Origin of the sequence: Phormidesmis priestleyi ULC007 (genome assembly GCF_001895925.1) — a bacterium.
GTDB classification, from domain to species: Bacteria; Cyanobacteriota; Cyanobacteriia; order Leptolyngbyales; family Leptolyngbyaceae; genus Phormidesmis_A; species Phormidesmis_A priestleyi_A.
The window spans coordinates 58,847-80,899 of sequence record NZ_MPPI01000004.1; the positions used below are offsets into that span (position 1 = coordinate 58,847).

Here is a 22,053-nt window from a genome sequence, read left to right on the forward strand (position 1 = left end):
GACGATTAGGAAATTATATCTGTAGGCCAATAATTATAAGGGTGAAGCATTTCGATCGATGCTTCGCCTTTAAAAGTCAGTTTACGGGGTGCTTGGAGCAATGACGGAAATTGCTTGGTTCTTGTGTTTGCGGTAAATGTAAAAGTCGCTGTCGAGAGTGAGAATGGGACTGTCGGGATAGAGTTCGGCAAGGCGAACAAGACAGGCATCGGCAAGGGACATGGGGACGGAGCGGTATTGGGTCAGCAGGGTTTGCAGAGCGATCGCTTCATCTTCTATTCGCAAGGGCATTTGAATGAGTTCGTCGGCGATGAGGGCGAGAATAGTAGCTTCTCCAGAAGGTGTGTTTCGCAACAGGAAGCAGGCTTCTGTGATGACGGCTTCACAGGTGATGACGGGGGATGGGACGCGATCAAGTTCGGCAACCGCCCAAGCATGAAACTGATCCTGGGCTTTCAGAGAAGCAACTAGCGGACCTGTGTCTAGTAGGACTGGATGGCTCATTATTCTCCAAAGCCTTCCATATATTGCGGGTTTGTAGACAAGTCGGATGGCCCACCGTCTAAGGAGCCGATGTAGTGCTGGGCGGCAACAGCGAAGGAACGGGGTGGAGTGACTGGGGTGAGGCTATTTTGTCGCTGTTGACTCAGAAATAAAACGAAGTTGAGGACTTCTTGTTGTTGTTTGCTGGGAAGGGTGCGGAGATGCTCTAGAACTTGTTCTTCGATTTGGGGCATGGGTGTTTCTCCTGATGTGGATGTTCATTGGTTTAACTTCTAGCTTTCTAGAATTGTAAAAGCTAATGCCAAATACAGCCTCGTCGATCGTGCCGAGTCACTTACGAGAATTTGTTTCTCCTCTAATTTTGACGGCGATCGTGATTCAAGAGTGCTGAAGAATTAGCCTTACCTACAACATTAAACCTTTCTCGATCGTTGGGAACTGAGAGCAACTTATCCTGCAACTTCACCGTAACTTCTCAACCACGTCGCCATGAATAATCTAAGACAGCATAATAATGAGTGGTTGCGCGGCTCAATTTCAAACGAAGCGAGAAGTCTCCCGATCGTCGCAAAATAACTAAGTTGGAGTATTCCCCAAGCGGGTTCTCGGCTTTGTACTGATTTGATACTGCGTCATACAGATTTGTTTAATGTAGAAGCGTCTTTCAGTTTTGAGATTATTTCAAGTACAAGAAGGTACTGAATTACAGCGAAACGATCTGCGGTTCCCAAGGACTTCAGCGAACGACACTTGTATTCGCGTAGGTCAATAGTGAACCAGTCAGCACCGTCTCTATCGAGAAGAAAGCGATACCCTTCAGGAAACTCAAAGTCTTGATCAGAAAGGATTTGCCGCAACTGCTCTCTGGGACGTGGATCATCAGGGTCCCATTCATCAAAAAGAGGAAAATCGCCGTGGGTTGCTCTATTACGAAGATCTTTAACCACTCGCATTTTATTGATCAAATCTTGCGAGTAGATATTTAATTGACCGAGGGCTTTTATGGCTGCATGAAATGAACATTCATCAGTGAGCTGATGTAAAGTAGCTACCGATGTTCCTTCTTCCAAATGAATTGAGCGTCCTCTAGCTTTGAAGATTTCAACGCTATAACCCTTTGCAACCAAGCAAATTATTTGGTCGTAAATTGCTCTTAATAAAGCTTCGCCAGCGACAATAATTGAGGCGCGTGAACATCCTGAAAGATAAGCATGATAAGCCTCAACAAAAAGCTTTGCAAACTGCTCCTTGTATGGAAAGGAGGGATGAGTTTCAAGGTAAAAAGCAACTACAGAGTCGCCAGCCCACGGTAGTATTTCCCTGCGAACTGTTTCTAAATTTTCTTGCATACCAAAACCTGTAATTCTGCTTTAGTAACTCTCATACACCTCACAGATCACTTGAAGAAATTTAACTCTGAGCGCCAACAGATCAGCTAGTCTAGCTACCTTAACTCGCCTTTGCTACCGCGTCCGCGATCGACAACCTCTTCAGCGAGATCAACACCGCATCATCGTGGGCGATCGCTCTCTAACTCTTCACAGTATGGAATTAACCGAAATCTCTACATCAGGAAATGCCAAAAGCACGATCGTCCCTTGAGTCAGCCTCTCTACCGACTGATAATCCTCATTCTGCGGATTGCGATAGACGATTACGTGGCGATCTTTGAGATTAATCACCCAGTAGTCTTGAATCCCCGATCGAGCATAGAGCTTGCGTTTTGCATCCGTGTCCTTGGCTAGACTGGAATAGGCATATTCGATCAATAGATAAACATTTTCTGGATAGGGATGACGGGTTGCATAGACCTCACCCAGCGCCTCCACCACTGCAATGTCTGGCTCCGGTTCTGAAACAGCCTCCGGCAGCGTAATCGGCTTTGCGTCTCGAACCCATGCCCGATCACCCAATTTTCGCCGGAGTAAGTCCGCTGATGTCGTATTCCGATACGCATGTTCAGGACTTTCCGGCGACATTTCGACCACTTCCCCATTCAAGAACTCAACTTGTCGATCGAGTAAAACGCCAGCATTAATCATCTGGTGATACTCATCAAGCGCCCATTTAGCGAGAGTGATAGTCATAGCGCTCACCTATGAAATGAGTGTCTATATGATCTGATGCTTACCTCGTATCGCATACCAACTTATCAGCCTGTGTTTCTCATTCCGGCGGCGATGCCGTTGATGGTGAGCAGTGCGCCCCGCAGCAGTTCGCCTTTGCTGTAGCGCGATCGCACCACACCCGCCGCTGCAAATGTTTTGTGTTGACGGAGGCGTTTGAGCAACGAGACTTGCAGAAATCCGAGCGGCACGATCGTGCCATTGCGAAGCTGTACCGATCGCTGCAATTCTGGGTCGCCGTCTAACAAACGCTTGTGTTCAGTAATCGTCAGCACCAGTTCGCGCGTCAGGTAATACTCACTGAGAATCTGTTCATAAACGGGCGCAAATCGTTCGCGATCTTCGGGTTGAGTTAATTCACTCACATAGTGCCCTGCAATTTGCAGATCAACCTTTGAGAGCGTCATTTCAACTTTTGAGATCGCCATTTTAAAGAATGGCCATTTGAGATAGAAGTAGCGGAGTAATTTCAAGTGTTCTTCGGGATGATCTTCTAAAAAACTTTGCAGGGCGGTTCCGACTCCATACCAAGAAGGCAACAGAAAGCGGCTTTGAGTCCAGCTAAACACCCAAGGGATTGCTCGCAGACTTGACAGATCTTTCTTGCCACCGCGACGGGCAGGTCGAGAACTGATTTGGAGTTGACTGATCTCCTCGATCGGGGTGACTTGATGAAAGAAATCAATAAAGTCTGGCTGTTCATAAATTAGACTCCGATAATGAGTCCGCGATTTTGCTGCCAACTCTTCCATAATCTCGTGCCAGGGCTGAATGTCGTCAAACCCAGTTCGCAACAAGCTTCCCTGAATCACAGCAGTTGTCACGGTTTCTAAGTTGAACAATGCTAACTCTGGGAGAGAATACTTCGATGCCAAGACTTCGCCCTGTTCGGTAATCTTGATCCGCCCGTTGACGCTGCGACCGGGCTGCGCCAAAATCGCCTCGTAAGCAGGGCCGCCGCCGCGACCGACCGAGCCGCCGCGACCATGGAAGATTCGTAGAGCAACCCCATGCTGGTCAGCAATGTCTTGCAGCGCTTGTTGGGCCTTGTGAATTTCCCAGTTGCTGCTGAGAAACCCAGAGTCTTTGTTGCTGTCAGAATAGCCCAACATCACTTCCTGCAATGAGACGCTGTGCAGAATCGTGGATGTGTCTTTGGGTTTGTCGATCGCTCCCTCTTCAGGCGGTGCAAAGCCGCCTGACAGCATCGATCGATAGAAAGGAAGCTGAAAAATCTCTGTCAAAACAGAAGGCGCTTTGAGCAGATCTTCGACCGTCTCAAACAGCGGCACCACTTGCACAGTGCTCACCCCGGTTGCGGGGTCATAGAGTCCGGCTTCTTTTAAGAGCAGCAAGACTTCGAGCATATCGCTGACATCGTGGCTCATGCTGATGATGTAGGTGCGGCAGATGTCGAGTCCAAATTCTTGCTGGAGCTTTCGCATCATGCGGAAGGTGGCGATCGTTTCCCGCGCTTTTTCTGAGAAGGGCAACTCAGCCGGGATCAGCGGTCTGCGAGTCTGAAGCTCGGTTGCCAGCCAAATGGTTTTTTCGGACTCTGACATCTCGTTATAGGATTTGGGCAACACCTGGAGATAGTCGGCAATCTCGTTGAGGGTGTCGGCGTGGCGAGTGCTTTCTTGCCGAATGTCGAGGTGTGCCAGGTTAAAGCCAAAAATTTCGACCTGACAGATCAGATGATCTAAATCGCGGCAGTTTAGTCCAGTTTCAGACAAGTTACGCTGGATTAGCCGCAGTTCTGCGAGAAAATTTTCGCCAGTACGGTAAACGATCGCTTCGTCATATTCAGGAATCTCTTGGGGAAGTGGATCGCTGTTATACATCTGCTCATTGCGAACCAGCGTATTTCTCAGCCGCTTTTGAATGTAGGACAGCTTTAAGCGATAGGGTTCTTGACGATAGCGAACGGAGAGTTGCTCATAGACATCGGGCATCCGCTGCTGGTCTTGCTCTAACGATTCCAGCAAGTCGGGCAGCACATCGCTCCAGTGCAAAGACAGACTCAGCAAATCGATCAAGCGATCAAGCGACTGAATATATTTTTCTAGCACCATGCGCCGTTGATAGCAGGCGGTTTGCCAAGTGACTTGAGGCGTGACAGAAGGGTTGCCGTCACGATCGGAACCCACCCACGAGCCAAACTGACAAAAGTTATAGCGGGGCATCTGCATCCCTGGAAATGAAGAATGCAACCCTTGCTTTAAGCGCTGATAGAGGTGAGGAATCGCGTCAAACAGCACCTCTTGGAAGTAGTGCAGCGTGTAATCGACTTCATCGAGGACGGTGGGCTTAAATTGGTGCAGTTCATCGGTGCGCCACCAGAGGCGAATTTCTTCGGTGAGTTGATCTCGCAGTGACTCAGCTTCCCAGGAAGAAGAAAGCCCCATTGATTTGAGGTTGTCTTCGACGCGATCGAGTTCTCGCAAAATCTTGGCGATGCGGCGCTGCTTGTCGCGAATGGTGTGACGCACAATCTCGGTCGGGTGTGCCGTAAACACGAGCCACACGTCTAGCTGATCAATCAGCCGTTGAATCTGCTGAGGTGGCACGTTGAGCCGCTTGAGCTTAGGAAAGAGCCAGTGAAACGTCCCGACTTCTCGCCGCAGGTTGCTCTCGTGCATACTCTTTTCAAGCAAATCGGCTTCTAGGCTAGAGGTCGTCTCAGGCGATTGACCGTAATCATGCTTGACATTTGACGAAGGCGCTGCTTCACGAGCGGCCCGATATTGCTGCTGCTGATCTCGCTGCTCGTAGTGCTGTTCGACAATATTGATCAGTTGAAAATAAAGGGCAAAGGCCCGAGCCGCCCGAATCGCCTCATTGAGATCGAGCTTTTCGACCACTTGCAGCACGTCTGACTCGGCAAAAGTCGTTGCTTGACCTTCGGGCGAACACATCTCGCGCAATTGGTTAAGCAGATCGACCAGTTCTTGACCGCACTCCTGGCGCAAAACCGCTTCCCACAGATCTTCTACGATTTTGAGACGATGGCGAAGAAAGAGGTCAGAGGTAAACACTCCGATATCATCTGATGACATAGCTGACACTGCGTTCGCTTCTGTAGCGATTCTGGAGGAGGATTCTTCGGGAGAGGGGCGGGTCGAACTCATAAAGCGGTTCCAGCAGAGATACTCAATAATTTTACGGGCAAATATTCAATCCTAATAGTCGCGAAACATTCAATCCGTATAATTTGTATCGGAGGAGCGTTCAGCCGTTGGCAAATTGAACTCTAAGATCGGGAGACGATCGCCCCGAAAGATTTCTTCACTCAGCGATCCGAGTTCGCGTAACCCCTCGGCTAAAGCTCGGACTCCGACCATACCTGCCAGCACTGGCAATGCCACCAGTCCGATTAAGACTTCAGAATCTAAGCCGAAACTAGAAGGCTCGATCGGAGAAACTTTTTGATCAGAAGATTCCATAGAGGCTGCTCAAATAAACAGTTGAACGTCAAAGCGTCTTAAATCAGATTGTCGAAACCGCTAAATTCAGGTTCAATTTTTTAGTAAATGGTCATGATTCTACGTTTTTAGACTAGAATCTCTAAGATTTCAGTCTGAAAACGACAAAAGCCGCCGTATTTTGAAGCTAGGGAGGATAGAATTGCCCGATCAGAAGCAGCAGAAAGCGCCATGTCGCTCTTCAGAGCTTAGATCGATCGCAGTTCTGTGCGTCTACTCATGCATTATATTTAGCCTAGCAAGTTTATGAATTTAGAGCCTAAGTTGTTAACCCGTTTTTAACTTGATTCGTCAACTTTTGTTTACCCTATCAAATCTAGAGAGCGAAACGAGTCGTCCCTACCACAAGGAATTCCGCTTCTGATGTTGAACGTACCTGAGCGCCCGCCGTCTTCAATAAAACCAGCAGAAACCAGACTCAGTTTGGTGCAGTGGCTTGAGCAGGTCATTGACTCGCCGCAGGTGCGTGTGCAGGTGCGGTCGCGGGGTAATAATCTCTATATTTTGTGTGAAGGTCAGACTTGTCCGCCCCGATCGCCGCTGTTACTTCGCGTCGTTCAAGCGCTTGCCAAGACGAATTTAGAGCGCTTTATTGCAGATGATCAGCCTCAAGTCTATCAAGTTTTGCTTTATGGTCGGGTGCTGGGTCAGCCTCACCCTGATTGGGCAGAGGTGATTTATCTCAATCAGATCGATCGCTATCTAGAAAAGCTGCAAAAAGTCCCGGCGCGATCTGTCAGTCTGACCGATGACACTCCAAGCTCTTCACTCGCGATCGCCAATATTCGACTCGCAAAACAGGGGCGACCGGACGCGATCGCTCGTTATTTAAGTGAGTCGCTCAATAGTTTAGGGGTGGCGGTTCGAGCTAGTGTAAAAACCATTCCGTCAAAAGATGGTGAATTAGACCACTCGCGTCTCTGGGTGATGTGTGAGTCTGCCTACAGCCCTGATGCGTCGCTGATGGCGGAATCGATCGCTCAAAAACTGCGAGATTTAGAGCTAACTGGGTTTGAATCGGCGATCGTGTTTAGCCAAGTTCATGGAGAGCTTCAGCCTGATTGGACGCTGCGAGTCGATCTAACTCCTCCCGATGAGATGCTCAAAGCGTGGGCGCGATGGGGTGACCCCGCCGCAATTTCTCGGCTCCTCGATCGCACGTTCGATCAGCAGATTCACGCCTCTGCAACGCTTAAAGACACAACCCTTCATATCTCGTGCGTGGGGGAGAATGCGCCCGATCAGAGACGAGTCATTGCCGCAATCAAGCTTTTGTTAGAGACGATCGCCCCCCAAGGCATTCAATCTGCCGCCGTTTATGGCGTTGAAGCTCCCACTGATTCCTCTAAACTTCAACCCTCGGAACCTGATAGCCCTGCTTGGGTTGAGTGGCTCAATTTGCCTGCCTCAATTCACCCTGCTTTGTCAGACTCGACTCATTGGCTGGCAGAAAAAGGAGACATTCCCGCGATCGCGTTTTTGCTGAGTCGGTTGCTTAACCCCGATCTCGATCGCCAACTTGCCACAGGCGGCATTCGCATTCAGGTGCGGCAAAAAGAAGATCTCCTGCATATCATGGCGGATGCGCCGCTCTGTCCGCCTCAAAATCGGGTCGGAACGGCGATCGCTCGGTTCCTTAAGCCACTCGATATTCCGGGTGTTGCTGGGGTAAGAATTTATGGACGCAGAGCCGGACAAGCCCGACCCGCTTGGAGCTATGGGGCTGATTTTGGGTTTCGCGATCGCATCGTGCCTGCTGCGACTCCAGAGTTTGCTGCCTCAGATGAATATGTGGGCGATTTGCTAACGGAATCGGGCGAGTTGACGCGGCGACCTGACCTGACTGCTGACGATCTGCGAGTTGCCTTAAATCGACTGCTCGAATCAATGCAGGGAATTTTGACGCGATCGCAGCTATTCGTCGTGGAGACTCCGAGCCATCGATCGCTAGACGCAAAACCGAGAATGGCTCAAAACACTAAACTCGCGTTGGTGTGGGGCACGCTCGGTCTATTGCTGACGGTGCAATCTGATTGGATTTTGGGGCAACTGCTCAAGCCAAAAACTGAGCCAAAGCCGACTGCGATCGCCACTGTGTCTCCGGCTCCAGTTATCTCGGATGAGATCACATTGCCTCAAATCTCGCTTCAAAAACCTGGCATTGGTCGCGGCGACGCATTTAATGGATCTGGCTTTACCCAGTCGGGGCAGACAGTGCTTTCGACGGATGATCCGAGTCCAACACCTGCGATCACGGGGGCACCCACTGCTAAAGCGCTGGCGGCGGCTCAACTTCAGCAAAAAGCTGTGGTTGACGCGACTCGATCGCCCTATCCGACGTTTAACGCTCGTCAACTTGATGAAAAGCTGGTTCTCTATCGTCAATATATTGAGAAATCAGGCGCTCCTGATGTTTTGGTGGTGGGCAGTTCTAGAGCCATGCGAGGCATCGATCCCGCTGCGTTACAGCAAGCATTGGCGGCACAAGGCTATCCCGGTTTAAAGATCTTCAACTTTGGCGTGAACGGGGCGACTGCTCAAGTAGTGGATTTGATTGTGCGTCGATTATTACCTGCCGAAAAGATGCCAAAGCTGATCATTTGGGCAGATGGCTCACGCGCGATTAACAGTGGGAGGGTCGATGTCACCTACAACGCGATCGCCGTCTCCCAAGGCTTTAAAAAGATTCCGATCGATTCGTCATCGGCGATCGCCTCTGCCCCAACGCCTCCTGAACCTGAGTCGTCTGTAACAACTTCGTTAGGCACGATTTCGTCCACTAACTCAGTCGTGGCGGACAGCTATCAAACCGTCAACACCTGGCTAAATCAATCATTGGCAAATCTTTCTAGCACTTACGATCAGCGAGAATCTCTTAAAACACTGTTCCAGCGTGGAGTCGCCTCTGGATTCAAATCCCATCCTAACTCTGAGCAAGACACTGACCTGACCATTTCTCAAGACGGACAGGGGTTAATCGATGTCAATGGCTTTTTGCCGATTTCAAATCGCTTTAATCCGGCAACTTATTATCAGAAATATTCTAGAGTAGCGGGCAATAGTGACAGTGACTATGCTGATTTTCGACTAGAGGGCAGGCAGTCTGCGGCGATCGCCTCTTTAGCCGCGTTCACGCAATCGCAAAAAATTCCTCTGGTGTTTATCAATCTCCCCTTGTCGGGGGAATATCTCGACTCAGTGCGTCGAAACCACGAGCAAGCCTTCCAGCAATATATGCTCCGCACTTCTGCTGAATTAGGGTTCACCTACCGCAATTTGGCTGAAGAATGGAAAACCGAGCATGATTTCTTCTCTGATCCCAGCCATCTCAACCGCTACGGAGCCTTTGCAGTGGCTAATCACATTGCAAAAGATCCTTTGATTCCTTGGGCAAAGCGTTGATTAATTATTGCCAAAAGGTTTGGATGGGTAATCGCACCTCGACTTAACAAATTTTCGACAGAGCGTTATCGAATTGTGATATAACGATTAAGGTTTTGTTACAAACAACACTGCATTGCTTCTAGCTAAGGATAGATTTCTGAAGAAATTTGTCTGTTTAGGGTGCGATCGTGTCCACTACTAAATCGTTGGGAAAAGACCTGCTCACAGCTAGGCAGGTTTTTGTTTGCGTTCCGAACACTACTCGGAGGAAAAAATCAATTCATGACAGCATTGACCGTCCAGCCTCAGAACACGATTCTCGATCTCACTGATTCAAAGCTCCGTCTCAAGGATATTCTTAAAACCCTACCCCGCGAAAGCTTTCAGCGTAATAGGCGAAAAGCCTGGACGATGGTGCTGGTCAACGTTTTGATGGTGGGTTTAGGCTATTGGGCGATTCAAGCATCTCCCTGGTTTTTACTCCCTTTCGCCTGGGTGTTTACGGGCACTGCCCTCACCGGATTTTTTGTGATCGCTCACGACTGTGGGCACCGATCGTTTGCCAAGCGCAAATGGGTCAACGATCTAGTGGGTCACATTTTTATGGCACCGCTGATCTACCCGTTTCACGGCTGGCGACTTTTGCACAACACCCACCACACTCACACCAATAAGATGGATGTGGACAATGCCTGGCAGCCTTTCCGCCCCGAAGACTATGACGAGTTTGGCATCGTCAGACGCGTGGGCTATCGACATATGCGAGGTCGTTTGTGGTGGCTGGCATCGATTTTGCACTGGGGAGTTGTTCACTTCGATCTGTCGCAATATGAGCCAAAAGATCGCCCCAAAGTGAAAGTCTCGATCGCGGTTGTTGCTGTGTTTGCGGCGATCGTGTTTCCAACGCTAATTGCAACGACGGGAGTTTGGGGCTTTGTCAAATTTTGGCTGTTGCCCTGGCTAATTTATCACTTTTGGATGAGCACCTTCACCCTGGTGCACCACACGCTGCCCAACATCCACTTCTCTGAGCCAGAAGACTGGGATGAGGCGCAAGCGCAGCTATTTGGCACCGTTCACTGTGAATATCCGTTTGGGGTTGAGTTTCTCTGCCATCACATTAACGTTCACATTCCTCACCATCTCTCAACAGCGATTCCGTCTTATAATTTGCGACTCGCCCATCGCAGCTTGCAAAAGACGTGGGGCAGTTCGCTGCAAGAGCATCGCTTTTCCTGGAAGCTGATGAAGCAGATTACGGATCAGTGCCATCTATATCACCCAGAATCTGCCTATCAATCTTTTAAGGATTATCAGGGCAAGCGGTGATTGTGGGATTGGCGATCGCAGTTGACTGACTCAAAAAAGTGCGAAATCTGGCAGCAGGACTCCAGTTTCGCGCTTTTGCTTTTTGTAAATGCGGGTCGATCACAGCTATAAACGGCTTCATGATGCCATGCAGTGTACATTTATAATCTGTTATGTCTGCTACAAAAAATACTGTTTTTAGCTTCCATAGCGCGATATTAGAACGAACCAAGCCCCTACTACTTCCAAAGTTCAATATATTTACTACAATTTGTTATTCACCTCAAATCGACTGATTTAAATCACACCCTCTAGATATCCTGTCGAGCCAAGTCTGAATGAGCACTGAGACCTATCTAAATCACCCTACGTTTGGGTTGCTGTTCAGAGTGTGTTTGGTAGAAGAAAAGCGAGAGCTATTCAGCACACTCTATGCCCAGCGCCTCTTTTTTGTCGCATCAAACGATTCCGATGGCATTGAATTTGAGCCAATCAACCGCACCGAGGCTAAAGTGCTAGTCGAAAACCGTCTGCGAATGCTGCGTCGAACTGGCTTATCTAAGGAGTACGATCAGCTTCAGGTGATTCACAAACGCACGTTTTGATGATTGATGCTATTGATTTTGATCTACTAAGAGATCGAATTGTCCGATTTTGTCAGACTGTTCCCGATGGCGTTCGGGTGGTTGCAGTCACTAAGCAAGTTTCGGTTGAGGCGATGCGGGTTGCTTACGCCTCTGGTCTGCGTGATTTTGGTGAAAATCGCATTCAAGATGCTGAGATTAAACAAGCTCAACTCGCCGATCTTCCTGATATCACCTGGCACCTGATCGGTCATCTGCAAGCTAATAAGGCAAAAAAAGCCCTAGAGCAATTTCAGTGGATTCATTCAGTCGATAGTCTCAAACTGGCGCAGCGACTCAATCAACTTGCGGCCGATCGCCCCCAAAAGCCTCAAATCTGTCTGCAAGTTAAACTGCTCCCCGACCCCAATAAGTTTGGCTGGACGGAACCAGAGTTATGGGCTGACCTGCCTCAACTGGGCGATTGTGAGCATTTGCAGATTCGAGGATTGATGACGATCGCGCCTCTAGGTCTGAGCGCTACAGAAATTTTTGATCTTTTTGTGCGAACTCGCGAACTTGCGGTTAAAATTCAACAACAAAATGTACGGAGACTCTACCTAGATCAACTCTCAATGGGCATGTCCGAAGATTATTTATTGGCAGTCCAAGCGGGAGCCACTATAATTCGACCCGGACGGATATTATTCGGGGATTTGAAAGTCAAGCCTGACGAGTGAGAGGTCTAGCCCCTCAGCCCCTTTTAGGCTAAGATTTCGATTCGGTGTTCCCACATCTGAGGAAAACTGTCTACCTACTTTAAAGGGCAAATAACTGAATAGAGCGGAAATGTAGTAAGTAACATCGCGAGTAAATGCGGTTAGATAGGTAGTAACAAACACTTCTGTATCGGTAACTAACTGACGATAGTCGTTGGCTTACAAACTACCTACTATCAACCGAAGTGTTTTCAGTTATGGGTTACAGAGGCTTTCTGAACTTTTTCTAAAAAAAGTGTTGGATGTGATGAAAAGTGATATCTTAATTACCCATCATGGCTAATTTCGATTGAACTTTTAGCGAAAAAAGCGACAGACTTGAGGTTTCAAGCTAGTTCAAAAAGTTCAGACAAACTTAATTTATCGTCCTGCATTTTTCAAGACAATGTTGAATTACAACTTTGACTTCTGCAATGTTGAAACTAGCCTTGATTGTGTTAGTCAGGCACGAGCAAGGTGTCGCTTTAGAACCCCGTTTTATCGTTAGCCTCTCAGCGATCGCTGGCGGCTTTATGAGCAGTAATCACCTGCAATCCAGTTCGATATCTATTTTATGGAGAGGCGATATACAAGGGTTTGCGGTGCATCTAGGGCGATCGGGTGTAAAAAATAGCGATTGACTGGTTCAATTTTTAAACCACCCGATACAATAGCGTCTGAGATTGAAAGAAAAAATTATGGGGCTTTCAATTTCGCGAACTAGATGTATACTGTTTATTCATAAATTCTAAACAGTAATTGTGATAAGCTTCCTGAGTCGCAAATCGAAACCTTAATTCTTAAATTAAGCGCAAAGATATTGGCTCGAAGTTTTATTTCCCTCGTTTAACTAAAAACTGAGTTTAGCTACATTGGCTACTCTCTGATCAAAACTGCTTTGCCAGTACACCCAATTGAAGTCGTGATGGAGCTTGAATCGTGAATATCTTCAGTAAACTACGGGATTTTGTGGGCTTGAACGAACAAGTGGACTACGAATACGAGTATGACGAAATGGATGGACAAGAGTATCAAACTCTTTATCAAGAAGAGAATCCGGCTCCTGCCCCGATCGCCGATGAAGAAAGCCGTGCTCGTCGTCAACGGTTCCGCGATCGCGCCGCCATTACTCCCGAAACAACCCCTATTGCAACAGGTGTGAGCAACAACAGCATGAACAACGTCATTGGAATGCCCGGAGCCGCCAACGGTATCTCAGAAGTTGTGGTGATGGAACCCCGCACCTTTGAAGAAATGCCCCAAGCGATTCAAGCTTTACGCGAACGCAAATCAGTTGTGTTGAATCTGACGATCATGGACCCTGATCAAGCGCAAAGAGCGGTTGATTTTGTGGCAGGTGGCACCTACGCGATCGATGGTCATCAAGAGCGCATCGGCGAAAGCATCTTCCTCTTCACGCCTAGCTGTGTTCAGGTCAGCACTCAAACGGGTGTGATTCATGAAGTGCCTCAACCTCAGCCTGCACGCCCCGCACGTCCCGCAGCCCCAACTCCTGCATGGGCAGCCGAGCCAGTCAGAGCGGCTCAATAATTGGGTGCAGGGATCATTAACTTTGGGGACTGATTTGTCTACTAAATTTGGAATGATTGGCGGCGGGATGATGGGGGAAGCTCTGTTGTCCCGTCTTGTCGTTGAGCAGGTTTATTTGCCCGATGACATGGTGGTGAGTGAGCCACAGGTCAAGCGGCAGGAGTTTCTGGCGCAGCAGTATGGTGTGCAGGTCACAGGTGAAAATCGTTTGGCTGCAAACGCGATCGAGGTACTCTTTCTAGCCATCAAACCCCAAGTCTTTGAGCAAGTTGCGGTTAGTTTATCGGCACACGATCGCCATCCAGCAACCTTAGTGATCTCAATTCTGGCAGGAACACCTCTCAAGACTTTAGAATCGGCATTTCCAGGACAGCCAGTGATTCGGGCGATGCCAAACACTCCAGCAGCCGTTGGAGCAGGAATCACGGCGATCGCCGCAGGTCAACACGCTCAAGCTCACCATTTAGAACTTGCCCGACGCATCTTAGAAACCGTTGGCGAAGTGGTAGAAGTGCCAGAGTCGATGATGGACGCTGTGACCGGACTTTCTGGATCGGGCCCTGGCTATGTGGCGTTAATGATTGAAGCGTTAGCAGATGGCGGGGTCGCGGCTGGACTGCCGAGAGCGATCGCGATGAAGCTTGCCCTGCAAACCGTGCGCGGAACGGCTCAACTGTTGCAAGAAGAAGGCATTCACCCTGGCGAACTCAAAGATCGCGTCACCAGTCCAGGGGGGACAACGATCGCGGGGATCGCTGCGTTAGAAAAGTCTGGCTTTCGATCGGCAGTGATTGAAGCCGTGAGAGCGGCGTGGATGCGATCAAAAGAATTGGGACAGAAATCCTGAAGATCTAGACATCAAACAGGTCGATCGGTAAATGTCCAAAAGTCTCGTTGATGTCGTCGTCGTAAGCAGACTGACAAGAAATCAACACGCCTCGATGCTTGCCTGTGTAAGGTTCTGCGTGGCAGCGTCCCGTTTTGGGATTGTATTTGATATAGACAACGCCATCTGTAATGGGCACAGCCTCTGGTCTTTCGTCGCGGCCTAATGCCGCTAAATAACGGTGAAGTGCTTGTTGTCCTTGCGCTATGCTATCGGTGCAAATTCCAAAAATTTGAAAGTCGGATCGATCGACGACTAAAATTAAGGCTTCTCGCACGATCGCATACTCCAAGTCAGGGCTAGAAGGTTCACGATCGAGACAGATAAATTGTCTGAGAAGTTCTTGTGCTTCTTGTGCAGTCAGATTGGTGGAAGCTTGAAAAGACATCGGTGATTAGAGATGAAGGTCGCGAGAAAGAGTCTATCGTGGTTTGAGTCTAGTTTGAAAAGGTCGGAGAAAGTGTTGTAGTTTGAGGTGCAGTAGTCTAACCAAGATTTATCGTGCCACGAATCTTTGACAACATTGAACTGAAGTTGTTGCCCATTTTGCAGGAAACTCTTAAAACTGCAAAACGAGCGGATTTCTGTGTTGGCTACTTTAATTTACGGGGCTGGCGACCACTCGATTGCCTAAAATAATCTGCACTTCTTCACCAGTAGGAAGAGAGCTAGGGTACGGGCGAAGTAATTTGTGCAGGAAGTCTAATATCGCACCTGTCAATGGGCACGGCAGTGCCATGCCCTTACGATTCTTAGGAAATGAGCAACTTAATTAACGTGATTTTCCGTTGTGGTTTCCATTGCTATTCCCGTTAGCTGATGACTGCAAAACCCGTTCTGCTAATTTATCGGGCACTTCTTGCAGATGATCATCTTCCCAATGAAAATAGCCTACGCCCATCGTTAACGATCGTAGCTCCACAATTAGATCGTGCATTTCAGCCTGGGGCAAAAGCGCTAACACTTCATCCCAGCCGTGCCAATCGGCTTTAGCGTCATAGCCCAAAATCTGACCCCGCCGACCACTTACCAGCCGCAGCACTTTTGAGGTGAAATCAGTCGGGATGGAAAGCGTGATTCGCACGATCGGTTCTAACAGCACAGGTTCGCACTTAACCAACCCGTCTTGCATTGCCAATCGCGCTGCTTGTTTAAACGCTTGCTCAGAGCTATCAACGCTGTGATAGGAGCCATTGGTCAAAGTCACCGCCACATCGACCACCGGGAAGCCGAGGGGTCCATGTGCTAGATATTCTCGAACGCCCGTTTCAACGCCCGGAATATATTGCCGGGGAACCACACCCCCGACGATCGTCTCAGCAAACTGAAAGCCTTCGCCGCGAGTCATCGGCTGAATGTCGAGATAGACATCGCCGAACTGTCCGTGCCCGCCCGTTTGGTGCTTATAGCGTCCGTGAGAGGTTGCCTTTTTGCGAATGGTTTCTTTATAGGGCACCTGGGGCTGATGAGTAGACATCGGCAAATTATATTTGCGCCGTAAGCGATCGAGGGCAACTTGCAGATGAATATCGCCCTGACCTGAGAGAATGATTTCGTGAGTGTCGCCGTGCTGATGCCAGTGCAGCGAACAATCTTCCTCTAACAATTTGGCAAGGGCACCTGTGAGTTTTACCTCGTCATTGCGGTTTTCGGCATTGATTGCCAGCGCGTAAACAGGTTCCATTTGCTCGGCTCTGGGCAATTCAGCGGCGTTTTGAGCTTCTAGACTGGTGAGCGTGTCGCCCGTCTTGATGCCCTCCATACGTCCGAGTGCCACGATTTCACCTGCCTGAGCCGTTTGCAAACTCTGCTGTTGTTGACCACACAGACGATAGAGTCCGCCGACCCGAACCCCATTCAGCACTGCGCCATCGTGGATTGTGCCTTGCCAAACCCGCACGAGTGAAAGCTTTCCGCCTTGAGGCGTATAGTAGGTTTTGAGCACTTGGGCGATCGGAGCACTGTCATTGAGAACAATTCCGCGCCGCTCTGCGGTAGTTTCAGGGTCGGGCGCTTCTCGCAATAAAGCTTCTAACAAAGGACGAACGCCAAAATCTCGATCAGCGCATCCCACAAACACAGGCACAATTAAATCCGCGCCCAGTTCCATCTTCAAGTCTTGAATGATTTCTTCGTGAGGCGGATTGATTTCTTCAAGCAGTTCTTCTAGTAGGTGATCATCGAAATCGGCTAGGGTTTCTAACATCTCTGATCGGGCAATTTGCTCTCGCGCTTTCAGCTCTTCAGGAAATGGCACCAGATCGGCAGGCGCACCCGGATGATAATGGTAGGCTTGCTCAGTGACTAAATCAATAAATCCTGTCAGGCTTTCGCCTTGCCCGATCGGATATTGATGCGGCACTAACGGACGGCTAGAAATTGATTTCAGCGCTTTTAACACTTGCATGAAATCGATATCGGCGCGATCCATTTTGTTGATGAACACGAGATGGGGAATCTCCCAATCATCCAAAAACTTGAACAGCGGGGCAAGATTGAGGACGCGATCGACGATCGGTTCACACACAATCACAACCGCATCCACACCAATCAGCGCGTTGTAGGTTTCTTGAGCAAACTCGATCGAGCCAGGGCAATCAAGAATCGAAAAACGAACGCCGCCATATTCAAAACTGGCGGCGTTAACTTCAATGCTCATCTGGCGATCGCGGGCTTCTAGGGCACTGTCGCCAACGGTGTTTTTATCAAGCACAGTGCCTTTGCGAGACGTGGTTTTAGTCACCCACAATAAGCTTTCTAATAGCGTTGTTTTTCCACTTAAGTAGGGCCCTACGATCGCAATGCTTCGAGAACCCGATGATAGTCTATCGCTCATAACATTCCTCCTGATCAAGAGTAATAGATGATGAACTGCCAATTAAAATCAGCAGGGTTTGAGCGATTGATTGGCGAAATCTCTCGTTATCCGAATTGGATTAAGGAGTTGTAGAGGTTCACGTTATTAAGCTTAGAAGAAGACTATCCTTATTCCCCGGATCGGTCAGCCAGTAATTTTCGCAAACCCTTTGTGAGGGTCAATCAACCTTCAGCTTTGTTGAGTGAGAACTGATAGATTTGAATTATCCAATCGCGAACTTGAACTTAATCAAAACATCCTTTTTTCTTAAGAAAGTGGCTCGTGAATTGCAGCGATCGCAGCTTCCTTTCTTGAATCTAGGCATCAACAACAGTGAGGGCGAATAGCATTCGCCCTCACCAAATCTAACTAAACCTTAAAGCTTTCTCGCTCGGAAACAGAGTGATTGGCTTTGCCATTTTTGCCATTGTGATGAGTATGACCATTGTTGTTGCGAGGTTGAATGACTCCATAGCCGCCGTGATTGCGATCGTAAATCACGTTAATCTCGTTGGTTTCAGCATTGCGAAACATATAGAAATCATGATCGACAAGTTCTAACTGCTCCATTGCTTCTTCAACCGTCATGGGTGGCATCGCAAAATACTTGGTTCGCACCACCGTGGGGGGAAGTTCGGGAGTGCGATCGAGTGCCAACGTCACGACAGGCTGCTGGTCGCTGAGACTCTCCTCAGCTTTGAGGGTTTCGTGACGTTTGTCAAAGCGCTTCTCTTTATATTTGCGGAGTTGTCGAGCAATCTTGTCAGCTACAAGGTCAATGCTGGCGTAGAGGCTTTCGCTCCCTTCTTCGGCACGAACGATCGTACCGTTGGCATAAATCGTGACTTCAGCAATTTGTTGGGGGTTGATTCGAGGGTTGCGGGCGACTGACAAATGCACATCTACCTCGGTTGTAAGCGTTTGAAAGTGGTTGACTGCCTTCTCAATTTTTTGGTCGACATACTCACGAATCGCATCAGTAATCTCGATGTTTTTGCCATGAATGACAAGCTTCATAAAAGCGACTCCCCTGAAGTTTTGGGTGTTGTGTTTACCCTAACACTTTGTATCTTGGCAAACAGACCTCCTTCAAAATGTTTTGCATCCCTTGATAATTCTTGACTAAATCTGATGGGATTCCTACTAAAGTTAACGTGATTTCCACTTGATTTTTACTGCTTTTTGTTGCACACTAGAAAGCGGCTCAAAAACGTAAGAGTTCACCCGATTGGATTGATACCTTTGATCGCCTTTTGTGGATTTTTTTGCGCCCGTTAACTCTGCTTCTACTCGCTGCTGTCTGCTAGAAACTAAAGGCTTAGTGCCTTACTTAGAAGCCTGGGCCTGGCAACAATGTTTGGTGAGCGATCGTAAACTCAACCCTAAGCTAGATGACGTTCTCATTCTGTTAGAACATCCGCCTGTTTACACATTAGGACAGGGTGCAACTACAGAATTTCTTAAGTTTAATTTGGCTCAAACTGAGTATGAACTACATCGCATTGAGCGGGGTGGTGAAGTGACTTATCACTGTCCGGGGCAGTTGGTTGGCTACCCGATTTTGAACTTGCAGCACTACCGCAAAGATTTGCACTGGTATTTACGGCAATTAGAAGAAGTGATTATTCGAGTGCTTGCCGTTTATAGATTAGAGGGAACGCGCATTTCGGGGTTAACAGGTGTTTGGGTGGCTGGGCGAAAAGTGGCGGCGATCGGCATCAAGGTCAGCCGTTGGATCACTATGCACGGCTTTGCGCTGAATGTCTGCCCTGATTTAGAGGGGTTCGATCGCATTGTTCCCTGTGGCATTCCTGATAAGCCTGTGGGCAGTTTGGCGCAATTTGTCCCTGATATTACGATCGAGCAAGTGCGCCAAGAAGTCGCGATCGCATTCGCAGAAGTGTTTGGCGTGAAGCTAGTCCCTACTCAAACAGGTGGACTATAAACATTGTTCTACTCGGTTTGAACTAGCTTTGCAGAGTAGATGTGCCACGATCGCTCGTCTGAGGCTCCATCTACGAGCGATCGTCGCAAAACATAAGTTCCTTTAAAGTGTTGAACAGTTCGATTTTGAATCGTTGCCGTTAGCGTCACCGGAACCGTGACATATTGCGAACCTGCTGCACCTTCTACTTGACTCGGTTCGCCAATCTTGACTTGAGTAGATGCCGTTTCTGCAAAGCCATTTTTGAACGTTTCAAAGGTTTGATGGCTGGCTGATCCGTTGTCTTGCCAGGTGCGGTAGGCTTGCTCATAGTCCCGGCGATCAATGGCATCGTAATAACGCTGAATGACCACAGCAGCATCCTCAGATTCAGAACTGTTGGCTTGAGGTGAAGCCTTTAACAAGGGAGTCGGAGCCGTATTGGTTTGCCGATTAGGTGATGCGTTGGCTTGGGGTGAAGTCGTTAAAGAGGGAGTCGGAACCGGGCTGGTTTGTAGGTTAGGTGATGCACGACTGTCTCGAAGTTCTGAATTCTGAATCGAGCTACAGCCTGACATCCAGCCAAGCACCAAAACGCTGATAATAAGAAAGTGAGGGTTCTTCATTGGAGGGTTTTTATTGAGAAAACTTTCTCGTCGATCGAGCCGATTGTTTTGTATTCGTAGATTTCAAAAATAGTACTTTCATCTACTCTATTAGACACATGTCTCAGACAGTCAGTTCCGCACTAAAAAATACAATTGATTGAGTCTCCTTCTACAGAAACACGGTCACTATATCCTTAGAAATAGAGTGTTCAGTTTCCAAATGAGTTAATAGCTCAATGATCAGTAAGGTTACAATTTTGGAAACGCAGTAAAATTTTGATTTAAGAAAAAATACAATGCTGAAGTTTGATGAATTATTTGCTGAAGGTTTGACTACATAATCGAAGCAGGTATGCTATTGGTGAGACACTACGCAAATTCATGCTTGATCTGACAAAACTCGCGCAGCAGATGCAGGGCATTAGCCAACATCTTACCGTCGAAGCAGTGGCAACTCGGCAGCGATTAGAACGCGCCCAGTTTTTGATTGAGCAAGCTCGATCGCACCAAGACGAATTAGTCGAACTTCAAGAAACTTGGCGCGATCGGATGATCTTCACGGCTGCCACTCCGATCGAGCCTCTTGATACTTACCTCGATATCAGCGCGGCCCCGGTGGCGCACACGGCGATCGCCACAGATGGCTCTCAAATTGCCCCCAGTCACCACGAGATCGCCTACTGCTATCTAATCAATGTCGGGCGAATTGTCTTGCACTACGGTCAAAGCAAACTGCCGCTTTTAGACAGCCTTCCCGAAGTGTTTTATCGCCCTGAAGATCTCTATGTCTCTCGTCAGTGGGGCATTCGCACCGAGGAATGGATGGGCTATCGCCGCACCGCTTCCGAGACGACGATGTTAGCAGAGCTTGCCAGTGCGCTCAATGACGAAGGGAGACGGCTGCAAATGCGCCAACAGGGAAGCCTTTCAACTCAACCCTCCTTCATTGCTCATCCATCAGTGGCGATGGTCGATGGCTCTTTAATTCACTGGTTTTTAGAGCCGATGCCTCACGAAGCGAGAGATATGATTCTCACACCTATTCTCAAAGCATGGGATCAGTTACGATCGCTCCGCGTCCCTTTAGTGGGGTATATCAGCGCGTCTCGCAGTGGCGAAGCATTGAATTTTTTACGACTGCAAACCTGTCCTTATCTGGCTCCTGACTGTGGCACTCACTGCGCCGGAAAAACGGAACGTCCGCCTTGCCAAGTTCTCGATCCGCTCAAAGACACCGCCCTCTGGGCAAAGCTTTTAGAACCCGGACAGCGCAGCCCACTCTGGCGCAGTTCTGCCAAAATATTAGATTTGTATGGTGAACACACGATCCACTTTTGCTATGTGAATGTCGGCAGCGAGATCGCTCGTGTTGAAGTTCCCGCTTGGGTCGCGCATGATAAACAACTCTTAGATTCAGCTTTAAGTCTGACGCTGGCACAAGTTCAGAAAGGGTATGGCTATCCAGTCGCGTTGGCAGAGGCACATAATCAGGCAGTGGTGCGAGGGGGCGATCGTTCTCGTTTCTTTGCATTACTAGAACAACAAATGATCCGGGCAGGTTTACGAAATGTGGGCACATCTTATAAAGAAACTCGCAAACGCGGCAGTATTGCCTGAGTATCTTGGATTAAAGGAAGAAGCAAGATATTGGGCAGGTGAAATTAGGGAGCAGTGGTGAGGTTAATCGATCGTCATCCAACAATGTCACTACAAGCTTGAGCATTGCCTGCTGGTGGCGATACACTTCCACTTGTTGCAACTGCCAATTGAGAATCCAGTATTCTTGTACACCTCTGGAACCATAGAGCTTTAGTTTGGCTTCTCTGTCACGTTGTTCATGTGCTAACCCCGGAGACAAAACCTCGATCGCTAAACAGTCTAGATTCTCAATGGTAGTCAGATTCATAGCAAAAATTCAATGGCTCTCAAGGACAAGTAAATGATGGCCCTGCGATCGTCAGTCTTACGAATCTTCTTCACTCTGGCGTACTATACGGAGATAGATCTGTCTAAATTGAGTCCATTCTCTTTCTGAGACTGTTGCATTTGCGGCTCACCTGTACGGACAAAACTTTACTATTGCCATTCATACTTACGTT

At 48.4% G+C, this 22,053-nt stretch carries 21 protein-coding genes; 9 read left to right on the forward strand and 12 right to left on the reverse strand.

The window, feature by feature from the left end:
• Positions 1-81 precede the first annotated feature (81 nt).
• The 6 genes from BRW63_RS05245 to BRW63_RS05270 form a co-directional block, all read right to left on the reverse strand.
• Positions 82-504 carry a type II toxin-antitoxin system VapC family toxin gene (locus BRW63_RS05245; RefSeq protein ID WP_073069862.1) on the reverse strand — a complete coding sequence of 141 codons (423 nt, stop codon included), beginning with the start codon at positions 502-504 and terminating at the stop codon, positions 82-84.
• The gene (locus tag BRW63_RS05250; protein ID WP_073069863.1) at positions 504-737 is read right to left on the reverse strand and encodes a DUF2281 domain-containing protein; all 234 of its coding nucleotides are present in this window, start codon (positions 735-737) and stop codon (positions 504-506) included. The genes BRW63_RS05245 and BRW63_RS05250 overlap by 1 nt, the downstream gene beginning before the upstream one ends.
• 399 nt (positions 738-1,136) lie before the next feature.
• Positions 1,137-1,853, reverse strand: coding sequence for a DUF4145 domain-containing protein (locus BRW63_RS05255; RefSeq protein WP_073069864.1), 717 nt, complete (start codon positions 1,851-1,853; stop codon positions 1,137-1,139).
• A gap of 189 nt (positions 1,854-2,042) precedes the next feature.
• Positions 2,043-2,591: a Uma2 family endonuclease gene (locus BRW63_RS05260; RefSeq protein ID WP_073069865.1), complete on the reverse strand. Its 549-nt coding sequence runs from the start codon at positions 2,589-2,591 to the stop codon at positions 2,043-2,045.
• 65 nt (positions 2,592-2,656) lie between these two features.
• A complete protein-coding gene (gene ppc / locus BRW63_RS05265; protein WP_083582721.1) occupies positions 2,657-5,761 on the reverse strand; it encodes a phosphoenolpyruvate carboxylase in 3,105 nt (1,034 codons plus the stop codon).
• Positions 5,762-5,830: 69 nt separating this feature from the next.
• A complete protein-coding gene (locus tag BRW63_RS05270; RefSeq protein WP_073069867.1) occupies positions 5,831-6,076 on the reverse strand; it encodes a hypothetical protein in 246 nt (81 codons plus the stop codon).
• A 402-nt stretch (positions 6,077-6,478) separates the two neighbouring features.
• On the opposite strand from BRW63_RS05270, the gene BRW63_RS05275 reads away from it, so the two are divergent.
• Complete coding sequence (locus BRW63_RS05275; RefSeq protein ID WP_073069868.1) at positions 6,479-9,517, forward strand: hypothetical protein; 3,039 nt, start codon at positions 6,479-6,481, stop codon at positions 9,515-9,517.
• Between the two features lie 264 nt (positions 9,518-9,781).
• Positions 9,782-10,828, forward strand: coding sequence for a fatty acid desaturase (locus BRW63_RS05280; RefSeq protein WP_073069869.1), 1,047 nt, complete (start codon positions 9,782-9,784; stop codon positions 10,826-10,828).
• On the opposite strand, the gene BRW63_RS28760 is transcribed toward BRW63_RS05280, so the two are convergent.
• A complete protein-coding gene (locus BRW63_RS28760; protein ID WP_143162010.1) occupies positions 10,803-11,039 on the reverse strand; it encodes a C2 domain-containing protein in 237 nt (78 codons plus the stop codon). The genes BRW63_RS05280 and BRW63_RS28760 overlap by 26 nt on opposite strands.
• 106 nt (positions 11,040-11,145) lie before the next feature.
• Between BRW63_RS28760 and pipX the strand changes: the two genes are divergently transcribed.
• The 5 genes from pipX to proC all read left to right on the forward strand — a co-directional run bounded on the left by pipX (position 11,146) and on the right by proC (position 14,526).
• Complete coding sequence (pipX, locus tag BRW63_RS05285) at positions 11,146-11,412, forward strand: transcriptional coactivator PipX (protein ID WP_073069870.1); 267 nt, start codon at positions 11,146-11,148, stop codon at positions 11,410-11,412.
• Positions 11,412-12,110 carry a YggS family pyridoxal phosphate-dependent enzyme gene (locus BRW63_RS05290; protein ID WP_073069871.1) on the forward strand — a complete coding sequence of 233 codons (699 nt, stop codon included), beginning with the start codon at positions 11,412-11,414 and terminating at the stop codon, positions 12,108-12,110. Before pipX ends, BRW63_RS05290 begins: the two co-directional genes overlap by 1 nt.
• Positions 12,111-12,562: 452 nt before the next feature.
• A complete protein-coding gene (locus tag BRW63_RS27570) occupies positions 12,563-12,769 on the forward strand; it encodes a hypothetical protein (protein WP_106253937.1) in 207 nt (68 codons plus the stop codon).
• Between the two features lie 298 nt (positions 12,770-13,067).
• Positions 13,068-13,679 (forward strand): cell division protein SepF, encoded by a 612-nt coding sequence (locus BRW63_RS05295; protein ID WP_219898351.1) that lies wholly within the window; start codon positions 13,068-13,070, stop codon positions 13,677-13,679.
• On the forward strand, positions 13,588-14,526 hold the full coding sequence (proC, locus tag BRW63_RS05300; RefSeq protein WP_244913163.1) for a pyrroline-5-carboxylate reductase: 939 nt from the start codon (positions 13,588-13,590) through the stop codon (positions 14,524-14,526). Before BRW63_RS05295 ends, proC begins: the two co-directional genes overlap by 92 nt.
• A 4-nt stretch (positions 14,527-14,530) precedes the next feature.
• Here the strand turns inward: proC and BRW63_RS05305 are convergent, their stop codons facing one another.
• From BRW63_RS05305 to hpf, 3 genes are all read right to left on the reverse strand, one after another.
• Positions 14,531-14,953: a DUF1824 family protein gene (locus BRW63_RS05305; RefSeq protein ID WP_073069873.1), complete on the reverse strand. Its 423-nt coding sequence runs from the start codon at positions 14,951-14,953 to the stop codon at positions 14,531-14,533.
• 384 nt (positions 14,954-15,337) lie between these two features.
• Positions 15,338-17,401 carry an elongation factor G gene (locus BRW63_RS05310; RefSeq protein WP_073069874.1) on the reverse strand — a complete coding sequence of 688 codons (2,064 nt, stop codon included), beginning with the start codon at positions 17,399-17,401 and terminating at the stop codon, positions 15,338-15,340.
• Between the two features lie 390 nt (positions 17,402-17,791).
• Complete coding sequence (gene hpf, locus BRW63_RS05315) at positions 17,792-18,439, reverse strand: ribosome hibernation-promoting factor, HPF/YfiA family (protein WP_073069875.1); 648 nt, start codon at positions 18,437-18,439, stop codon at positions 17,792-17,794.
• 238 nt (positions 18,440-18,677) lie between these two features.
• On the opposite strand from hpf, the gene lipB reads away from it, so the two are divergent.
• On the forward strand, positions 18,678-19,367 hold the full coding sequence (gene lipB, locus BRW63_RS05320; protein WP_073069876.1) for a lipoyl(octanoyl) transferase LipB: 690 nt from the start codon (positions 18,678-18,680) through the stop codon (positions 19,365-19,367).
• An 8-nt stretch (positions 19,368-19,375) separates the two neighbouring features.
• On the opposite strand, the gene BRW63_RS05325 is transcribed toward lipB, so the two are convergent.
• Positions 19,376-19,972 (reverse strand): hypothetical protein, encoded by a 597-nt coding sequence (locus BRW63_RS05325; protein WP_073069877.1) that lies wholly within the window; start codon positions 19,970-19,972, stop codon positions 19,376-19,378.
• A 363-nt stretch (positions 19,973-20,335) separates the two neighbouring features.
• Here BRW63_RS05325 and BRW63_RS05330 point away from each other — a divergent pair, with 363 nt between their 5' ends.
• Entirely contained in the window at positions 20,336-21,571 is a 1,236-nt protein-coding gene (locus BRW63_RS05330) for a DNA double-strand break repair nuclease NurA (RefSeq protein ID WP_073069878.1), read from the forward strand.
• A 10-nt stretch (positions 21,572-21,581) separates the two neighbouring features.
• Here the strand turns inward: BRW63_RS05330 and BRW63_RS05335 are convergent, their stop codons facing one another.
• Positions 21,582-21,860, reverse strand: coding sequence for a Uma2 family endonuclease (locus BRW63_RS05335; RefSeq protein WP_083582723.1), 279 nt, complete (start codon positions 21,858-21,860; stop codon positions 21,582-21,584).
• Positions 21,861-22,053: the final 193 nt, after the last annotated feature.

Coding starts and splice junctions, on each gene's coding strand:
- BRW63_RS05245 (WP_073069862.1), bottom strand. CDS start 504: ATGAGCCATCCAGTCCTACTAGACACAGGTCCGCTAGTTGCTTCTCTG.
- BRW63_RS05250 (WP_073069863.1), bottom strand. CDS start 737: ATGCCCCAAATCGAAGAACAAGTTCTAGAGCATCTCCGCACCCTTCCC.
- BRW63_RS05255 (WP_073069864.1), bottom strand. CDS start 1,853: ATGCAAGAAAATTTAGAAACAGTTCGCAGGGAAATACTACCGTGGGCT.
- BRW63_RS05260 (WP_073069865.1), bottom strand. CDS start 2,591: ATGACTATCACTCTCGCTAAATGGGCGCTTGATGAGTATCACCAGATG.
- ppc (WP_083582721.1), bottom strand. CDS start 5,761: ATGAGTTCGACCCGCCCCTCTCCCGAAGAATCCTCCTCCAGAATCGCT.
- BRW63_RS05270 (WP_073069867.1), bottom strand. CDS start 6,076: ATGGAATCTTCTGATCAAAAAGTTTCTCCGATCGAGCCTTCTAGTTTC.
- BRW63_RS05275 (WP_073069868.1), top strand. CDS start 6,479: ATGTTGAACGTACCTGAGCGCCCGCCGTCTTCAATAAAACCAGCAGAA.
- BRW63_RS05280 (WP_073069869.1), top strand. CDS start 9,782: ATGACAGCATTGACCGTCCAGCCTCAGAACACGATTCTCGATCTCACT.
- pipX (WP_073069870.1), top strand. CDS start 11,146: ATGAGCACTGAGACCTATCTAAATCACCCTACGTTTGGGTTGCTGTTC.
- BRW63_RS05290 (WP_073069871.1), top strand. CDS start 11,412: ATGATTGATGCTATTGATTTTGATCTACTAAGAGATCGAATTGTCCGA.
- BRW63_RS27570 (WP_106253937.1), top strand. CDS start 12,563: ATGTTGAAACTAGCCTTGATTGTGTTAGTCAGGCACGAGCAAGGTGTC.
- proC (WP_244913163.1), top strand. CDS start 13,588: ATGAAGTGCCTCAACCTCAGCCTGCACGCCCCGCACGTCCCGCAGCCC.
- BRW63_RS05305 (WP_073069873.1), bottom strand. CDS start 14,953: ATGTCTTTTCAAGCTTCCACCAATCTGACTGCACAAGAAGCACAAGAA.
- BRW63_RS05310 (WP_073069874.1), bottom strand. CDS start 17,401: ATGAGCGATAGACTATCATCGGGTTCTCGAAGCATTGCGATCGTAGGG.
- hpf (WP_073069875.1), bottom strand. CDS start 18,439: ATGAAGCTTGTCATTCATGGCAAAAACATCGAGATTACTGATGCGATT.
- BRW63_RS05325 (WP_073069877.1), bottom strand. CDS start 19,972: ATGAAGAACCCTCACTTTCTTATTATCAGCGTTTTGGTGCTTGGCTGG.
- BRW63_RS05330 (WP_073069878.1), top strand. CDS start 20,336: ATGCTTGATCTGACAAAACTCGCGCAGCAGATGCAGGGCATTAGCCAA.
- BRW63_RS05335 (WP_083582723.1), bottom strand. CDS start 21,860: ATGAATCTGACTACCATTGAGAATCTAGACTGTTTAGCGATCGAGGTT.